We start from the raw sequence: 16,622 nt of genomic DNA on the forward strand, positions 1-16,622 counted from the left end.
GTGCCCTCACTTCAGCTAGCGATCCGCCTGAATTTTACTACCGGAAGTTACCTGCCTGGCCGCCACGTTGCGCCAGGGTGTCCGGTGGATTCCGCCGATTCGGCCTCATTGCCAGCCGGGGTGGACTGAGCACTTACTGGCGAAACCACGGTGCGCCCCGCTGCGGGTGCGTCATCTTCTGCAGCACCCTTCTCATCCTTACCAGCACGGTAGTCCGCTACTCGCTTATTGTGGCGCTTAGTCTTCTTGGACATATTGGCGAAGGTGACAACCAATGGCGTAGCGAAGAAGATGGAGGAGAAAATACCCTCAACCACACCGATGAGCTGGATGAGTGCCAAATCGCGCAGGGTACCAATGCCCATGAGCCACACGGCCACCACGAAGAGCGCGATAATCGGCAGCGCAGAAATCACCGAGGTAGAAATCGAGCGCATGACCGTCTGGTTAATCGCCAGGTTCGTCAGCTCAGCAAAGGTCTTCTTGCGCTGTCCCTCCAGGCCTTCCGTGTTCTCGTTGATCTTGTCAAAGACGATGACCGAGTCATACATGGAGAAGGTCAGGACGGTAAGCAGACCGATAATGACAGCAGGGGAAACCTGGAATCCGAAGAGCGCATAAATGCCGGCAATAATCACGCCGTCTGCAATCAGGGCGATGATAGCGGCAAAAGCCATGTTCTTCTGCAAGCGAATGGCCACATAAACGGTGGCAGCTACCAAGAAGACCAGCATGGCGATAAGCATGCGCTGGGTAATGGCAGAACCCCAAGACTCAGATACCGTGGACGAACCGATGGCATCCGGGGTGGCCTTACCTTCTTCATCCTTCGGCTTAAAGTCCTCGTAGATAGCGGTACGAGCCGCATTCACCTCTTCTTGGCTGAGGCGTTCGGAGACAATCTCCAAGGTCTCGGAGTTGCCGGAGCCTACGATATGTACCTGCTCGGGTTCTACGCCGGTGGAATCTTCAAAGACGCGTCCTACTTCTTCTTCCTTAAGGTCCCCTGCCGGCATGGACAGCGTAGTGCCGCCTTCGAAGTCAATCGAGAGGCTGAAGCCGCGAATTAGGATTGCGGCCACGGCCGCCACGATCAGCGCGGCGGTGATGCCGTACCACAGCTTGGTGCGGCCAATGAAGTCATAACCGCGCTCATCCTCGTAGAGGCGGTCCATTCGGGAAATCTTGTGCTTAGTCGAAACAGCCATGCTTATTTCTCCTCATCTTCCGCAGCATCAACGGGACGTGCGGTTCCTGCGGCAGTATGTGCTGCCGTTTCTGTGGTGGCTGCCTCCTTGGTTGCGGAGGTTTTAGTGGAGCCTGCTTTGCGATGCCCCGAGCCGAAATAGCCGCGTTCACGACGCTCTTCCACCAAGGCGTAGATACCGCCAAGGCCGTTCATCGAAGGCTTGGCTGCAGCTGGACGGCGGCCCACCAACTGCATCAGTGGTGCCATAACCAAGAAGGATACGACAAGGTCGAAGACCGTGGTCAGGCCCATGGTAAAGGCGAAGCCCTTAACCTCACCGATGGCGAGGAAGTAGACCACTACGGAGCCGATGAGGGTCACCGCGTTACCGGTCACGATGGTCGCACGAGCACGCTCCCACGCCTTTTGCGTAGCGGAGCGGAAAGTGCGTCCCTCTAGCAGCTCATCCTTGATGCGTTCGTAGTAGACCACGAAGGAGTCAGCCGTTGCACCCACACCGATGACCAGACCGGCAATACCGGAGAGATCCAGTGAGTAGCCGATCCAACGACCCAGCAGCACCAAGGCACCATAGGTCAACAGGCCAGAAGAAATGAGGAAGACGAGGGAGACGCCGGCCAGTGCGCGGAAGTAATACAGCGAATAAGCCATCACGAGTACCAAGCCGACTAGGCCCGCGATTAGGCCGGCCTGCAGGGCGGCCTTACCCAGTGTCGGCGGAATGGACTCAATGGTACCGCCCGGCTCGCCATTTTCACCGGCGAAGGACAGCGGCAGTGCGCCATACTTCAAGTTATTGGCCAGGTTCTGTGCTTCCTCCTGGCTGAAATCACCAGTAATAGAGGTTGCGGACCCAACTGGAGTTGCGCCCTGGATCACCGGTGCAGAGATAACTGCGGAGTCAAGGGTAATGGCGACTTGGTCGTTGAGGTGTTCCTTGGTGAGGTCCGCCCACGTCTGGGAACCGTTTGGTCCATCTCCGGTCTTGAAAGAGAAGTTGATCTCCATTTGGCCGGTTTTGTTGTTCATACCGCCTTCGATAGGACCATTGGTATTGATCTCATTGCCGGTTAGGCGGGTGCCATTTTCATCCTTGATGCCGTTAAGAAGTGGCGCGGGCTCGAGGACGTACGGGTTGCCCTTGGAATAATCACAGGTAACAAATGGCTTAGCCGGATCGTCCGCGCCAGCCAGCGGATCGGTATCGCCCTGACAGGTCATCAGCATCGAAGCTGCGGCTTGGGTCGTCGGATCCTCGGACTGGCGGTCCTTGAGCAACATCTCCGTGATTTCATCACGGCGCTTCGACTGCTCAATGGAGTTGCTTGGCTCATCCAGGGGCTTAGCGCTGACCTTTGGAGCCTTCTTCTCCTTTGGCTTCTGTCCGGTCATCTGCGCTTCCTGCGCAGAGATGGCCTTGACGCCTTGATCCATCTGCTTGTTCGCTTCGTCTGCGCTTAGCACGCCATACTTTACCCAGCGGTTGGCCATGTCTTCTAGCTCCTTATTGAGCTTGCCCATATCCGGCATGGATGGCTTAGCCACTGGGCGGAAGAAGAGCTGCGAGGTCTTACCTACGGCCTGTGCTTGGGAAGCGTCCTCTCCTGGCACGGTAATAACCAGGGTATTGCCGTTAATGACAACCTCAGAGCCAGAAACGCCCATACCATTGACACGCTGTTCCAAGATGGTGCGTGCTTGTTTGAGCTGGTCCTGAGTGGGTTCCTCGCCTTGCGGAGCAAGCGTTACGCGAGTACCGCCCTGCAGGTCAATGCCGAGCTTCGGCGTGCTTTGACGGCTACCAGTAAGAAAGATAAGCGCATAGATAACAACCACAATGAGGACGAATAACGCGATAGCGCGCTTCGGCCATTGGCGTTGGCTATTTTTCATAGCGCGACGGGGTGATGCGGACAACGATAATCTCCTGTGCTGCTTATAACAGGGTGCTTAGACAATAAATACGGCCCGACCGAATGGCGCAGGCACGTCAACAACGCACAATCGTACGTCATGAGACGGATTTTTCCTTAACGAGGGCCAGATAAGGCCCAAAGTGTGATGGGTTCTACGCTCCATAAAGTTCCCACCCACCTAGCAAACGTTAAGATAGTTCTCAGGAAAGACGGGGTTAGTTCTTCCCCTCGCCGCCGAACGGAGGGACATTCTCATCAGGCAGGTTATCTTCCGTATCGCCTTGTGCTTCCCCAGCAGCCGCAGGGCGCTCGAGCTTATTGGCCTCCTGCTCGGTGCGAATCACGGCCATCTTGTCAAAAGTAACCACCACTCCTGGGGCAATTTCTAGATCCACATCCTTGTCACTGGTGTTACGCACCACGCCGTGTACACCGCCCGCGGTAACGATGGAATCGCCCGGCTTGAGGGAATTTTGTAGGGCCTGCATATCATTTTGGCGCTGGCGCTGCTTTCGCATGGCCATGAAGGAGGGGATGACGAACAGGATGCCAATAATGATGAGAATGATGATTTCCATAGCTCCCTAGTGTGCCAGACGGAAGTGAACACAAAAACCCAGAGTGCTTGACCAAGCAGGCTGGCGCCTGGAATTAAAACAGGCCGGCTGCCCCCTCAGGAGGAGTTAGCCCCAAGTGCCGCCACGCGGCGGCGGTAGCTACGCGGCCGCGTCCTGTCCGCGCAATCATTCCCGCACGCACCAGGTAGGGCTCACACACCTCCTCCACCGTCGAGGGCTCCTCGCCCACCGCAATGGCAAGGGTGCTCACGCCGACCGGTCCGCCGCCGTGCCCCTTAATTAAGGCATCGAGTACCGCCCGGTCCAAGCGATCGAGGCCCATTTCATCCACGTCGAAGACCTCGAGCGCCCCCTGGGCCGCACTAAGATCAATCAGACCCGAGCCGTTGACCTCGGCATAGTCGCGAACGCGGCGCAACAGACGGTTAGCAATACGCGGGGTGCCACGCGAACGAGAACCAATTTCTACCGCTGCATCATGGTCAATATCTACGTCTAAGATGTGCGCCGCACGCTTAATCACCTGAGTTAAGTCAGCCGTGTCGTAGTACTCCATTTGCGCAGTAAAGCCGAATCGATCACGCAGGGGGCCAGTAAGCATGCCGGCGCGGGTTGTAGCCCCTACCAGGGTAAAAGGCGGGATTTCCAGCGGAATGGAGGTAGCACCAGGCCCCTTGCCTACGATGACGTCAATACGGAAATCTTCCATCGCCATATACAGCATTTCTTCTGCTGGCCGGGCAATGCGGTGGATCTCATCGATGAAAAGCACGTCGCCTTCCATCAGATTTGAAAGCATGGCGGCCAAATCGCCGGCGCGCTCTAAGGCAGGCCCGGAAGTCATACGCAGCGAGGTCCCCAACTCCTGGGAAATAATCATCGCCATGGTGGTCTTACCCAGGCCAGGCGGGCCAGAGAGCAGAACGTGGTCCGGCGTAACTCCACGATTCTTAGCGCCTTTGAGCACCAAGGAAAGCTGCTCGCGCACCTTGGGCTGGCCTATAAACTCATCTAGCGACTTCGGGCGCAATGACCGCTCAATATCATGTTCCTCGGAGTGTGCGGTCGCTTCGACGTCGCTATTGCGCTGCGAGGAATGCGCCGCGTCGACGCCGTCGGGGAGGTTAAATTCGGTGCGCTCAATATCGGACATGATTGTTCAGCCTTCCTACCTGCCGTTACTTTTTCTTGCCCAGCTGCGCTAGAGCCGCACGCAAGAGGGAAGACGTATCGGCATCAGGGTTCTCCGCGTATGCCGCTTCCACCACAGGCCGCGCTCCCTTATCAGTAAACCCAAGACCAATGAGCGCTTCCGTCACGCTTTCTACCACGGCCCCGCCGGCTGGCGCGACGGCGGTATCGCTGGCACCTGCAGTAGAGGGCTCGCTTGGCGCAAAGGCAGCCACCTTATCTTTCAGCTCCAATGCTAAGCGCTGAGCCATACGCTTGCCGACGCCCGGGATAGATTGCAGCGCCTTCACGTCTTCCGCACCAATCGCTGCAGCGAGCTCCCCAGCGCCCATGACCGAAAGCGCCGCCAAGGCAAGCTTTGGTCCGAGCCCCGACACGGATTGCAGAACTTGGAACATCTCGCGGTCCTCATCAGCGCTAAAGCCATAAAGAGTCAGGGAGTCTTCCTTGACCACCAAGTTGGTGAGAACCGTAGCTGCTTCCCCGCGGCGCAAAGTGCCCAGCGTTTTTGGGGCGGCCAAGAACTTGTATCCCACACCTGCACAATCGATGACCCCATGGTCGAGCCCAATATGGATTACCTCTCCACGCAGTGCAGCAATCATTGGCTTCCTATCCTTTTCTCTCAGTAAATTTCTCTACCGCTTCTTAGCTTGTCCGCGCACGCCACTTGTCTTGGCTCCAAGCCCAAGACCATTCTGGTCCATCCGCGCAATGGCAGGGGCGCGCCAGCAATGACACACCGCCAAGGCGAGTGCATCGGCGGCGTCGGCAGGCTTGGGCGGCTCCGTCAACCCCAGAATACGGGTGATCATAGTGGTCATCTGCTTTTTATCGGCGCGTCCATTTCCAGAGATTGCCTTTTTCACCTCGGATGGGGTGTACATATACACCGGAATATCGCGCTCAGCTGCAGCCAGCACCAACACCCCTACCACGTGGGCAGTTTGCATGACCGTGGAGACCTGGCCGCGTTCGAAGACTCGCTCGATCGCTACCACATCCGGCGTATAGTCATCCATCCATTCTTTCGCTGCCACTGAAAGACGCAGGAGGCGCTCCGTTAAGTCTTTATCGCTAGGGGTACGAACCACGCCTACAGAAACCGGGAGGATTGCTCGGCCGCGACCAGCTTGAACCACGGAAAGTCCGCAACGCGTCAAGCCCGGGTCAATCCCCATCACGCGCATTCCTTCTAGGTTCATCTCTCCCCCATTGTCATGTCAGCGCCTTATCGCACCGCCTACTGCCCCCATTATGGACTACACACAGGTGTTCTACAAACGTAGCAGTCCACCCCACCATAGCGAAGCGCCGGCAGCGCCTCCGGCGAGCAATTCTCGCGGAGCGCTCCCGGCGCTACATAGCCGCCGCTATTGCGGCGAAGAGGTGATTAACCCTCGTTCAACTCGGCTAGTACCTCATCGGACAGGTCCATGTTGGTGTAGACGTTTTGCACGTCATCGGAGTCTTCCAAAGCATCAATGAGGCGGAAAATCTTCTTGGCATCGTTGGCATCAAGCGGCACCTCAACAGAAGCGCGGAAGTCATTATCAGAGTCATCGACCTCAATATCGGCTTCCTTGAGCGCGTCCTTAACGGCCTGCACATCCGTCGGAGCGCAGACGATTTCGAACTTCTCGCCCTGGTCCTTTACCTCTTCCGCGCCAGCTTCTAGCACGGCCATCAAAACATCGTCTTCCGTCAGCTCGCCCTTTTCTATTAGGACGTAGCCGGTACGGGTGAACATATAGGCCACGGAGCCGGATTCGCCCAAGTTGCCGCCGTTTTTAGACATAGCGGTACGCACGTCGGTCGCCGCACGGTTGCGGTTATCCGTAAGGCACTCAATGAGCATGGCCACGCCGTTGGGGCCATAGCCTTCGTACATGATGGTTTCCCAGTCGGCGCCGCCGGCTTCCTCACCGGATCCACGCTTGCGAGCACGCTCAATATTGTCATTGGGGACGGAGGCCTTCTTGGCCTTCTTGATCATGTCATCAAGGGTTGGGTTAGCCGCTGGGTCACCACCGCCGGTGCGGGCCGCCACTTCGATATTCTTGATCAGCTTGGCAAATTCCTTGCCACGCTTTGCATCGTTGGCAGCCTTTTTATGCTTGGTAGTTGCCCATTTCGAGTGGCCTGACATGTAGTCCCTTTCTAATCGGGTGCTGAAACTGGTGGCAATTATACGTGTGCTGCATGAATGCGTGAAAGCGACCCCCTTATAAGCGGGGCATATTTACACGTTGTGCCAATTGCCATGGGCGGAGCCGCTGCCCAGCTTTTCATCCAAGAAGCGCGTGAGGCCCTCTTGATTGACCAAAGCCACCAATTCGCCCTCCTCCGTAAAGAGCTTGCCGCGCGCAATTGCCGTTCCTTGAAATGCTGAGGGTGATACTTGCTCATATAAGAGCCATTCATCCACGCGAATAGGACGCAGGAACCAAATGGCATGGTCGAGGCTGGCCAACTGCACTTTCTCTCCTTGATGCGGAAGGAGCGCGGAGCGGATGAGAGTCATATCCGACATGTAGGTCAGCGCGGCGCGGTGGAAAGCCGGATCCTGCGGAAGCTCAACGGTATTGCGAAACCAGATATGACGAAATCCTGCACCGGTGCGTTCCGCTGCCACAGGGTCTCGGCCTTCCTCTGGTACCAAGCGGATATCCCATTCCTCCCACTCTTTGAGGATGATGCGGGTGGAGTAAGGCGCACCGCCACCGGAACGAGCTGTTTCTTCGGGCCCAGGTACCTCCGGCATGGGATCTTGGTGCTGCGGTCCGCAGTCCCCATCGCGATGGAAGCTCGCCATGGCAGAGAAAAGTAGCGTGCCCCCTTGGTAGGCGCGTACCTGCCGGTTGGCAAAGGATCTGCCGTCCCGAATGCGCTCGACCCGCAACTCAATCGGCCGGCTCGCGTCACCAGGCCCCACAAAATAGCCGTGCAGGGAGTGAACCTCTTTCCCGGAAACGGTGCGTTGGGCCGCGGCCACTGCTTGGCCAGCAATATGTCCGCCGAAGGTACGCTCAATCCGCGACTCCACCGCCGGGCCACTAAAGACATCGTCCGCTCCCGTTTTCTCTATGTCCAAAATCTCGCGGATGGCCGCCATCTCCACACTCCCAATGTCCTAAATCACTACCGCTAGCAATTGTCGTCCACACTACTAAAAGGCCGAGCCGCCGATTCCTTTTCTCATTATCTCTCCCCCATTTTTTGGCATAAGTGGAAGAATTTTCTAGAAGAAACTATGTCCGCCACCGAAGTGAGCGCTCTTTGAATAAAGTCTTTTGGGTGAAACGCCTCGCTTCTGTTCCTGCAGTTTGGATTGGGTGGGTTATCGCCCGCCTGTGCCTTGTATATCTACTCAAGATTGACCACAGTCCCAGGGGCGATGTCGCATATTATTTTGCGGGTATCTACGGCGACGACCCAACTCAAATGACCGAGTACCCTCATGCAGGCACGTGGCCTACGGTGCTTTTGGGGTGGCTCACCGGTGAAAATATCACCGCTTTCTATATCGGCTTTACCATCATGACGCTGCTTGTCGACGCCGCGTTTTTAGCCCTGCTGCTGCGCCACCATCCCACCCAACCGCGCGCTTTTTGGGCCGCGTGGTTCTGGGTTTTCTTCGGCACCGCGGCAGGCCATGCCTTTGTGTGGCGCCTCGATATTTTCCCCTCCCTAGCCGTCGCCGGAGCAGCCGCCCTTCTGGCTACCCATCCCCTTATTGCCTCGGCGTTACTGGGCTTTGCCACCACCATGAAGCTTTGGCCCGGAGTGCTCGCCGCAGGCTTAGTGGGCCGCTTCAATAGGTCTGCGACCTGGCAACGCCTGCTCGTCTTCTTCTGCACCATCATTGCAGTCTGCGCCATAACGGTTGCCACCTGTGGCACCGAACGCTTACTTTCACCTTTAAACTACCAGGGCGTGCGCGGACTCCAGTTGGAGTCCATCCCGGCGACCTTCCTGTTGCTGCAAGCGCATCGCCACCCCGGCCGCTGGGATTTGGGCTACGCCGCTTCCAAGAGCTTTGAGATCTCCGGGCCCGGCGTGGATACCGCCATCAGGTGGAGCACCATAGCCATCATTATCATGCTGGTGTTTGCGGTGGGATGGGCGCTCTACCGGCTGTGTGCCGGCGGATGGACCACGCGCACCACCATGGCGTTCTTTAGCGTTATGGTCTTGCTCCTTATCGCGACCAATAAGGTTTTCTCCCCGCAATACATCGTCTGGCTCGGCCCGCTGCTTGCAGTGGTGATCCGCCAGCGACTTCCACAAGGGTTTACTACCTTGCGGGTAGTCCAGCGCCTGCTAGCGGTCTGCGCCATTATCGCCGCTGCGCTGGGTACTTTGGTCTATCCGTTTAACTACGACTACATCTGGCATTACGTGGGCGAGAATATGTTCCCCGTGTATCTCTTGGTGGCCCGCAATATTCTCATCGTGGTTATGGCCATCATTGGGCTTATATGGTTTGCGCTCGAGGTGGCGCTGGCTGGAAAACTGGAACGCGCAGGAATTCACCAGCCACACGCGCCAAGCGCCCTGGCACAGCCGGTTTTACGCCGCCGAGGCGGCCGGCACTCGCTTCGGTCATAAAACCGCTCAGCAGGCTACTCAGCCAGCATGTAGTCAAAGTATTCCGGCAGCTTTGCGGTGCCGCCCAGATGGAAAAGCCGCACCGCAGGGCGCAGACGCAAAGCACGAGTATCGCTGACCGCTTCGTTATAAAAGCGGTGGGCGAGCTGGATACGCCCTTCGGCGTCGGCAAGCGCAGCGGGGCGGCGCTCTGCGGGAAACTCCCGCACAATGGCGGCAGAAAGCTCCCGCTCGGCCAGCGTGCGCGGTTCGAAGTGGCCTTGGTAAAGCTCGGTGGATTCGGCTCTTTGGGCCAGGGCCGCCAGGCCCGGTGCCACTGCCGCTGTGACCGCTGCCCTGCGGTCTAGGGCCGCCTGTAGCTGTGCCAGCGAGGCATCGGTGCGAATGTGCAGTGAGTTGAGCCGCTGAGCGGTAAAAAGCGCCCAGGACCCCACGATGATGAGCAGAAAGAGGACTAGCGCAATTTCAATGGCCATTAGCGCTTCACCCTCACCTTGGTTCCGTCCTGGACGGTTTCATAGACCTGCATAACAGCTGCTGCCACATGGTCCCAGTCATACGTGCTGGCACGCTCGACACCATTGCGTGTCAGCCGAACCCGGTACTCGGCATCATCAAGCACCTCACTTAAGACGCGCGCCAGATCTTCACTATCCTCATTGCGGAAGAGTGCGCCGGCAGGCTCATCAGAATCGGCGTTGCACACCGCGCGGAAGGCTTCAAGGTCAGAAGCAACTACTGCCGCGCCGGCCGCCATGGCCTCTACTAACACAATGCCGAAACTTTCGCCCCCAGTATTTGGGGCCACGTATACATCGGCGCGGCCGAGGATCTCGGCCTTTTCGGCATCGCTGACTCGGCCGACAAAATCTACGCCTTCTACCTCGCGAGCACGGCCGCCACCCATGATGGTAACGCGGAGGGGGTGGTCTATCTGGCGGAGCGCACGAAGCAGGATATCCAGCCCCTTGCGCGGCTCGTCGAGCCTGCCTAAGAAGACTACTTCTAAAGGATCTCCGGGGGCCTTGGCTGGGCTGCGGCGCCGTGCCTGCGCGTATACCGATGTATCCACGCCGTTGGGAATGAGGACTGGGTCTCCGCCCAATTGCTCCACCTGCCAGCGGCGCGCCATATCTGAAACCGCGATACCGCCGCGGATCTTTTCCAAAAAAGGCGCGAGGAAAGGCTTGGCAAGGGTCAAGACCAGCGAGCTCGACGCGGAGGCGTGATACGTGGCCACCAACGGTCCCTGCGCTACGGCCAGCGCGGTCATGGAAAAGCTCGGGGAATTGGGCTCATGGATGTGCAAAACATCAAAGTCGCCATCTTTGATAAAGCGTTTGACCTTGCGCGTTACCTGAGGTCCGACGGACAGGCGGGCCACCGAACCGTTATAAGCAATGGGAAAAGCCGGGCCTCCCTTGACCACAAAATCAGGCAGCGGCGTGGAGTCAGAAGCGGGGCCGATGACTTGAACATAGTGCCCTTGCTCTATATATACAGTGGCTAGATCAAGGATATGGGCTTGAACTCCGCCCGGTTCATCAAAGGAGTAGGGGCACACGATGCCGATCCGCATTATTTCTCGCCTTCCTGCCGTGCACCAGCGTGGCGGCTATCACGGGCCTTGTGCGCGGCGCGCGCTTGCCGACGCCTCTCAATATCGACATTCCACTGCGGCTGCAGCATATGCCAATCCTCCGGATGCCGGCGAATATTGGCAGCGAAGCCATCGGCCATGCGTTGCGTAGTCTCTTGTACGTTTGTTACCTCAAGTTCCGGAGACACCGATAGGCCCCAGCCCTCTCCCTTAAACCATGAGTGCACCACATGGAGGGCGGCACCAGTCTCCAGCGCAAGGCGGGCGGGTCCGGCGGCCATATTGGCCTCCTCCCCCATGAAATCTACGCTCACACCACTTCGAGTCAGGTCACGCTCGGCCAGCAGGCACACCACGCCGCCAGCTTCTAATACTTCTTTGAGGCGAGCAAAAGGCGAGGCTTCGCCCCCGGTGAGGGGAAGGACCTCAAAACCGAGGGTTTCGCGGTAGTCCACAAAGGCGTCGAAAAGCACTGCGGGCTTCAAGCGCTCTGCGACAGTGGTGAACTGGCCATAGTGGCCCACGAGGAAGACACCCGCCATGTCCCAATTACCCGAATGTGGGAGGGCCAAAATAGTGCCGCGTCCGGATTGAGCGGAAGCATCAAAATGCTCGAGACCTTCCAAGCCGCTGAGTAAGCGCTCGTGCAGGCTGGCATCGCCGTGGATAGCCGGCAGGCGGAAGGCCTCCATCCAATAGCGCATATAGGAGCGAACGGAATCGCGTACCAGCGCGCGGGTAACGTTTTCTGGCCCCACCACGCGGGCAAGGTTGCGGCGCAAGCCTTCCATTCCGCGGCCATTGCTGCTGGCAAAATCTGCGCCCCACCGAAACAGCGTGCGCGCAATGGGCTCAGGCAGCCGACGCACCACCTTCCACCCCGCGAGGTAGCCCGCCGCGGAGAGGTCTTCTTTATCCCACATGGTGTTAAAACCTCCTGGTTTTTCGGTGGTGCTCAGCGAGCTAGTGCTGCTCCTGGCGGGCAGCGATGACCATGCGCTGGCACACGGTGAAGATGGAGCCAACGGCAAGGATCCACAGCGCTACCTCGATAGCATGCGGAACGCCAAGGCCCTCAAGGCCAATGCCGCCCAAGCCCAAGATAAGCCGCTCAGGGCGCTCGATGAGGCCGCCGACCATCTTGAACCCAGACGCCTCTCCCCTAGCCTTGATATAGGAAATGACCTGGGAACATACCAAGGTGACAAAGCAAGCGATGACCGTAATGCGGGAAGAATCCGCGGAATAAATCAGCCACCACGCAATAGCGCTAAACAAGGCACCATCGGTGATTCGATCGCAGGAAGCATCCAAGGTCGCGCCAAAGGCGGTGGCTTTGCCAGTCAGACGCGCCATGGTGCCGTCGAGCATGTCAAAGGCGGCAAAGAGGCCGGATAATACGGCAGCGGAAAACAGGTGACCGGTAGGAATGAGGATCACCGAAATAGCAATGGTGACAATGGTTCCCACAATAGTGACCACATTCGGGGTCAGGCCCAGCTTTAAAAAGGCCTTCGCTATAGGTTCCACCACCACGGCGGCGGGCTTTCGCCCATGCACGCTAAGCACGCGAATCCTCCTCTTCCATCTCGCGCCAACCTTCTGCCAGCACGCGGCGTGTATCCTGCAGAAGCTGCGGTAATACCTTAGTCCCATCAAGGACAGTCATAAAGTTACTATCCCCAGGCCACCTTGGCACCACATGCAGGTGCAGGTGATCTCCCACGGAGCCTCCTGAAGCGCGACCCAAGTTCAAACCTACGTTAATGGCCTCTGGGTGAGAGACGCGTTTGAGTACCCGGATAGCCTTTTGCGCAAACTCCATCAGCTCTTGAGATTCCTCTTGCGTTAGGTTCTCAAGCTGAGATTCTTTACGGTACGGCACCACCATGAGGTGTCCAGCGTTGTACGGAAAGAGGTTTAGCAATGCATAAACGCTCTTGCCGCGGGCGATGATGAGCCCGTCTTCGTCGCTACCCTGCGGGGCGGCAACGAAGGGGTCCTCAGAGCGCTTGGCTATATAAGCCATGCGATAAGGTGCCCACAGCCGTTCTAGACGGTCCGGGTCGCCCGCGCCTGAGTCAACGAAGGTCCCCTCCACCGCTCCATTGTCGAAAGCGGCGGAGCTTTCGGTCTCGCGCGTCTTTTTAGCGTCGGGCACTGATGAGCTCTTCAGTCGGCTGCTCGTTATTGCGTTCTGCGACCCACGCAGTGATGAGTTCCACAGCCTCATTCACTGGCACACCGTTGACCTGGGTGCCATCTAGGAAGCGGAAGGACACGGCGCCGGCTTCCACATCGCGGGCACCGGCGACCAGCATGAATGGGACCTTTCCGGTGGTGTGATTGCGAATCTTTTTCTGCATGCGGTCATCGGAGGTATCCACATCGGCGCGGATTCCCTTCTGGCGCAGCTGTGCGGCAACTTCTTCAAGGTGCGGGGAGAATTCATCTGCCACCGGGATACCCACCACCTGGTGCGGCGCCAGCCAAGCTGGGAATGCGCCAGCGTAGTGCTCCAGCAGCACACCAAAGAAACGTTCAATGGAGCCAAAGAGCGCACGGTGAATCATGATCGGGCGCTTCTTTGTTCCGTCCGAAGCGGTGTACTCCAGCTCGAAACGCTCGGGCAAGTTGAAGTCCAATTGCACGGTAGACATCTGCCAGGTACGGCCAATGGCATCGCGGGCCTGGACAGAAATCTTTGGACCGTAGAACGCGGCGCCGGCTGGGTCCGGTACCAGCTCCAAGCCAGACTTTTCCGCGACCGACTGCAAGATGGAAGTCGAGCGCTCCCAAATCTCGTCGGAACCGACGAACTTATTCGGATCCTTGGTGGAAAGCTCCAGGTAGAAATCAGACAGGCCATAGTCCTTCAGCAAGGAGATGATGAAGTCTAGGACCTTGGTGAGTTCTTCTTCCAGCTGTTCTTCGGTGCAGTAAATGTGCGCGTCGTCCTGGGTAAAGCCGCGGGCACGGGTCAGACCGTGGACCACGCCGGACTTTTCGTAGCGGTAGACGGTGCCGAACTCAAATAGGCGCAGCGGTAACTCGCGGTAGGAACGGCCACGGGATGCAAAAATCAGGTTGTGCATCGGGCAGTTCATGGGCTTGGCGTAGTAGTCCTGCGGCTCCTTGACGGTATTGCCTTCTTCGTCATACTCGCCATCGAGCTGCATTGGCGGGAACATGCCATCGGCGTAGAAGTCCAGGTGGCCCGACTTCTTGAAGAGATCACCCTTGGTGATATGCGGAGTGTTGACAAAGGAATAGCCGGCCTGGACGTGGCGGTTGCGAGAGTGGTTTTCCATCTCCATGCGCACGGTGGCACCATTCGGGTGGAATACCGGGAAACCGGAGCCAATCTCATCTGGGAAGGAGAAGAGGTCTAGCTCTTGGCCCAAGCGGCGATGGTCGCGCTTTTCAGCCTCTTCCACCATGGTCTGGTAGGCCTCCAGGGCCTCCTTGGACTCAAAAGCGGTGCCGTAAATGCGCTGCAGGCCAGCCTTAGACTGATCTCCGCGCCAGTATGCAGCAGAAGAGCGGGTTAGCGTGAAGGCCGGGATGTACTTGGTGGTTGGAACGTGCGGTCCGCGGCAGAGGTCGAACCACTCTACTTCCCCGGTGCGCGGGTTGATGTTGTCATAGTGGGTCAGATCGCCAGAACCAACCTCGGCGGCCTCATCGGAGTCAGGGTCAACGTTGCCCTTGTCCTGGACCAGCTCGAGCTTGAAGGGTTCTCCGGCAAGCGCCTGCTCCGCTTCTGCAGCGGATTCGTAAACGTGGCGCTCAAAACGCTGGCCTCCCTTAATGATCTTCTTCATGCGCTTTTCAATCGCCTTGAGATCTTCCGGGGTGAAAGGCTCCGCGGTTTGAAAATCGAAGTAGAAGCCATTTTCAATGGCCGGGCCGATGCCCAGCTTGGTGCCGGGGAATTCGGCCTGCACGGCCTGCGCCATAACGTGGCCGCAGGAGTGGCGGATTACCGCGCGACCGTCTTCCTCGCAGGCGGCTACCGGGGTGAAGGTGGATTCCGTGTCGGGGGTGTGCGACAAATCAAAGAGAGTGCCGTCTTCACCGCGAACGACTACGACAGCCTCAGGGCCCTTATTGGGAAGATTGAGCTCTCGCATTGCTGCGCCCACGGCCTGGCCGGCGGGCACGGTGAAGGAATCGTAATTGACCGGTACTGCGGGAATGAGTTCCGCCATAATCGCGCTCCTTTATGCGCTCGTGCGTCGGCGGCATACCTGGCCGCGTCCGCTATTTAAATTTACGGATAGCTATTCTACAACCCTGCATACTCGCAAAGCGATTTCGCCCACCAAGATTCACGCCCATCCGCGTCGAGGGTGCCCGGCGGGCAGAAATACATAGCGGAGCCGATATGGGTCAGCCACTCATTCATCAGGTCAGATTTATCCAAACGGGCCTGGATAGGCTCGAATTGCTTGGTGGGATCCTGCTGATAGCAGATGAAAACCTGGCCGATATTGGAAAGCTGCCCATCCTTGCCATCGGGGGCCAGCTCATAGTTATACGGCCGGCGTAGGATGCGTTGCTCCGGATGATCAGCAGGTGGCGCGGCCACGGCCATGTGCGAGTTTTTATCAATCACCGGCAAGCCGTAGTCATCTACCGCATCGAAATCTGCAGCATCAAATTCTTCTTCACCGGTAAGCGGGGCGCCGGTGTCAAGCTTACGGCCCACCGCATTTTCACGGGAGGAGCGATCCAGCTTCTCCCACGTATCCACGTTCATGCGAATGCGACGCACCACCATGGCCGTTCCCCCTTGCGCCCACTTCGGCCCTTCATCGATCCACACTTGGGCTGCAAAATCTTCCTCGCTGCGCGGGTTAACGGTGCCGTCCTTTTGCCCGAACATATTGCGCGCAGTAGCGCCCTTTTCGTGGCTGCCATAGGCATTAATAAATCCCTGCTGCAGCCACTTCACACTGGCATAGTGCTCACCGGCTCGCACCATGTGGCGCAGTGCATAAGTATTCATCAACGGGTCATCGCAACAAATCTGAAGGACAATATCGCTTTGTCCCCATTGTCGTTGCAGCTCATCACGCTTAAAGGAACGCACATCTCCCAACCAGTGTGGTTTCTCCACGCCGAGCAGGGAGAATACCTTCTGGCCTAGACCGCAGGTGATGGTCAAGTTGGCGGGCTGTTGCACCATTTCCGGTTCCAGGGTGCCCAGCGGCGGCTCCCCCGTACACAGCGCGCGGGCGTCCTCGGTCCACAATTTCATCAGGCTGGCAAACCCCCGCTTGTCGACGCCCCTTTTAAAGTCAAACCCCACCAGATTCAGGTGAGCCTGCTCTGCGGTAGCAATGCCCGCCTGATGCTCGCCGTCAAAAGCCACGAGGGCGTCGGCAAGCGCAGGCTGTTCCTGTGCCCCAGCATCCGGGGAAGAGCCCTGGTTATTGCAGCCTGCCAACGCGAAGGCGCTGGTCGATACCGCAGCGCCAGTGAGAAATCCCCTTCTGCTGAACCCAGACATG

16 protein-coding genes are annotated in these 16,622 nt (G+C 57.9%); 1 reads left to right on the top strand and 15 read right to left on the bottom strand.

Annotated features, from left to right (window positions below; genetic code table 11):
* Positions 1-47 precede the first annotated feature (47 nt).
* The 8 genes from secF to ACLI1M_RS06695 all read right to left on the bottom strand — a co-directional run bounded on the left by secF (position 48) and on the right by ACLI1M_RS06695 (position 8,010).
* Complete coding sequence (gene secF, locus ACLI1M_RS06660) at positions 48-1,208, bottom strand: protein translocase subunit SecF (RefSeq protein ID WP_200287413.1); 1,161 nt, start codon at positions 1,206-1,208, stop codon at positions 48-50.
* 2 nt (positions 1,209-1,210) lie between these two features.
* The gene (secD, locus tag ACLI1M_RS06665) at positions 1,211-3,103 is read right to left on the bottom strand and encodes a protein translocase subunit SecD (protein WP_051138332.1); all 1,893 of its coding nucleotides are present in this window, start codon (positions 3,101-3,103) and stop codon (positions 1,211-1,213) included.
* 238 nt (positions 3,104-3,341) lie between these two features.
* Positions 3,342-3,704, bottom strand: a complete 363-nt coding sequence (gene yajC / locus ACLI1M_RS06670) for a preprotein translocase subunit YajC (protein WP_248098549.1) — start codon at positions 3,702-3,704, stop codon at positions 3,342-3,344.
* A gap of 73 nt (positions 3,705-3,777) precedes the next feature.
* Positions 3,778-4,857, bottom strand: a complete 1,080-nt coding sequence (gene ruvB / locus ACLI1M_RS06675) for a Holliday junction branch migration DNA helicase RuvB (RefSeq protein WP_259824625.1) — start codon at positions 4,855-4,857, stop codon at positions 3,778-3,780.
* A 25-nt stretch (positions 4,858-4,882) separates the two neighbouring features.
* Positions 4,883-5,500, bottom strand: a complete 618-nt coding sequence (gene ruvA / locus ACLI1M_RS06680; protein ID WP_411706479.1) for a Holliday junction branch migration protein RuvA — start codon at positions 5,498-5,500, stop codon at positions 4,883-4,885.
* A 33-nt stretch (positions 5,501-5,533) separates the two neighbouring features.
* Positions 5,534-6,100, bottom strand: coding sequence for a crossover junction endodeoxyribonuclease RuvC (gene ruvC / locus ACLI1M_RS06685; RefSeq protein WP_200287404.1), 567 nt, complete (start codon positions 6,098-6,100; stop codon positions 5,534-5,536).
* A gap of 188 nt (positions 6,101-6,288) precedes the next feature.
* Positions 6,289-7,044 carry a YebC/PmpR family DNA-binding transcriptional regulator gene (locus ACLI1M_RS06690; RefSeq protein ID WP_023021430.1) on the bottom strand — a complete coding sequence of 252 codons (756 nt, stop codon included), beginning with the start codon at positions 7,042-7,044 and terminating at the stop codon, positions 6,289-6,291.
* A 93-nt stretch (positions 7,045-7,137) separates the two neighbouring features.
* Complete coding sequence (locus ACLI1M_RS06695) at positions 7,138-8,010, bottom strand: acyl-CoA thioesterase (protein ID WP_200287402.1); 873 nt, start codon at positions 8,008-8,010, stop codon at positions 7,138-7,140.
* A 329-nt stretch (positions 8,011-8,339) separates the two neighbouring features.
* Between ACLI1M_RS06695 and ACLI1M_RS06700 the strand changes: the two genes are divergently transcribed.
* Entirely contained in the window at positions 8,340-9,506 is a 1,167-nt protein-coding gene (locus tag ACLI1M_RS06700) for a DUF2029 domain-containing protein (protein ID WP_234288094.1), read from the top strand.
* Positions 9,507-9,520: 14 nt separating this feature from the next.
* Here the strand turns inward: ACLI1M_RS06700 and ACLI1M_RS06705 are convergent, their stop codons facing one another.
* From ACLI1M_RS06705 to ACLI1M_RS06735, 7 genes are all read right to left on the bottom strand, one after another.
* The gene (locus ACLI1M_RS06705; RefSeq protein WP_086587568.1) at positions 9,521-9,982 is read right to left on the bottom strand and encodes a hypothetical protein; all 462 of its coding nucleotides are present in this window, start codon (positions 9,980-9,982) and stop codon (positions 9,521-9,523) included.
* Positions 9,982-11,085, bottom strand: a complete 1,104-nt coding sequence (locus ACLI1M_RS06710) for a glycosyltransferase family 4 protein (RefSeq protein WP_200287399.1) — start codon at positions 11,083-11,085, stop codon at positions 9,982-9,984. Before ACLI1M_RS06710 ends, ACLI1M_RS06705 begins: the two co-directional genes overlap by 1 nt.
* Positions 11,085-12,029: a phosphatidylinositol mannoside acyltransferase gene (locus ACLI1M_RS06715; RefSeq protein WP_200287397.1), complete on the bottom strand. Its 945-nt coding sequence runs from the start codon at positions 12,027-12,029 to the stop codon at positions 11,085-11,087. The genes ACLI1M_RS06710 and ACLI1M_RS06715 overlap by 1 nt, the downstream gene beginning before the upstream one ends.
* Positions 12,030-12,069: 40 nt before the next feature.
* Complete coding sequence (gene pgsA, locus ACLI1M_RS06720; protein ID WP_049360666.1) at positions 12,070-12,675, bottom strand: phosphatidylinositol phosphate synthase; 606 nt, start codon at positions 12,673-12,675, stop codon at positions 12,070-12,072.
* On the bottom strand, positions 12,668-13,267 hold the full coding sequence (locus tag ACLI1M_RS06725; RefSeq protein ID WP_408918441.1) for an HIT family protein: 600 nt from the start codon (positions 13,265-13,267) through the stop codon (positions 12,668-12,670). The genes pgsA and ACLI1M_RS06725 overlap by 8 nt, the downstream gene beginning before the upstream one ends.
* Positions 13,254-15,317: a threonine--tRNA ligase gene (gene thrS, locus ACLI1M_RS06730; RefSeq protein ID WP_023021422.1), complete on the bottom strand. Its 2,064-nt coding sequence runs from the start codon at positions 15,315-15,317 to the stop codon at positions 13,254-13,256. Before thrS ends, ACLI1M_RS06725 begins: the two co-directional genes overlap by 14 nt.
* 77 nt (positions 15,318-15,394) lie before the next feature.
* A complete protein-coding gene (locus tag ACLI1M_RS06735) occupies positions 15,395-16,621 on the bottom strand; it encodes a Dyp-type peroxidase (protein WP_200287396.1) in 1,227 nt (408 codons plus the stop codon).
* Between the last annotated feature and the right edge of the window lies 1 nt (position 16,622).

This window comes from Corynebacterium sp. LaCa54, assembly GCF_046717495.1.
GTDB classification, from domain to species: domain Bacteria; phylum Actinomycetota; class Actinomycetes; order Mycobacteriales; family Mycobacteriaceae; genus Corynebacterium; species Corynebacterium kefirresidentii.

Coding starts and splice junctions, on each gene's coding strand:
- secF (WP_200287413.1), bottom strand. CDS start 1,208: ATGGCTGTTTCGACTAAGCACAAGATTTCCCGAATGGACCGCCTCTAC.
- secD (WP_051138332.1), bottom strand. CDS start 3,103: ATGAAAAATAGCCAACGCCAATGGCCGAAGCGCGCTATCGCGTTATTC.
- yajC (WP_248098549.1), bottom strand. CDS start 3,704: ATGGAAATCATCATTCTCATCATTATTGGCATCCTGTTCGTCATCCCC.
- ruvB (WP_259824625.1), bottom strand. CDS start 4,857: ATGTCCGATATTGAGCGCACCGAATTTAACCTCCCCGACGGCGTCGAC.
- ruvA (WP_411706479.1), bottom strand. CDS start 5,500: ATGATTGCTGCACTGCGTGGAGAGGTAATCCATATTGGGCTCGACCAT.
- ruvC (WP_200287404.1), bottom strand. CDS start 6,100: ATGAACCTAGAAGGAATGCGCGTGATGGGGATTGACCCGGGCTTGACG.
- ACLI1M_RS06690 (WP_023021430.1), bottom strand. CDS start 7,044: ATGTCAGGCCACTCGAAATGGGCAACTACCAAGCATAAAAAGGCTGCC.
- ACLI1M_RS06695 (WP_200287402.1), bottom strand. CDS start 8,010: ATGGCGGCCATCCGCGAGATTTTGGACATAGAGAAAACGGGAGCGGAC.
- ACLI1M_RS06700 (WP_234288094.1), top strand. CDS start 8,340: ATGACCGAGTACCCTCATGCAGGCACGTGGCCTACGGTGCTTTTGGGG.
- ACLI1M_RS06705 (WP_086587568.1), bottom strand. CDS start 9,982: ATGGCCATTGAAATTGCGCTAGTCCTCTTTCTGCTCATCATCGTGGGG.
- ACLI1M_RS06710 (WP_200287399.1), bottom strand. CDS start 11,085: ATGCGGATCGGCATCGTGTGCCCCTACTCCTTTGATGAACCGGGCGGA.
- ACLI1M_RS06715 (WP_200287397.1), bottom strand. CDS start 12,029: ATGTGGGATAAAGAAGACCTCTCCGCGGCGGGCTACCTCGCGGGGTGG.
- thrS (WP_023021422.1), bottom strand. CDS start 15,317: ATGGCGGAACTCATTCCCGCAGTACCGGTCAATTACGATTCCTTCACC.
- ACLI1M_RS06735 (WP_200287396.1), bottom strand. CDS start 16,621: ATGTCTGGGTTCAGCAGAAGGGGATTTCTCACTGGCGCTGCGGTATCG.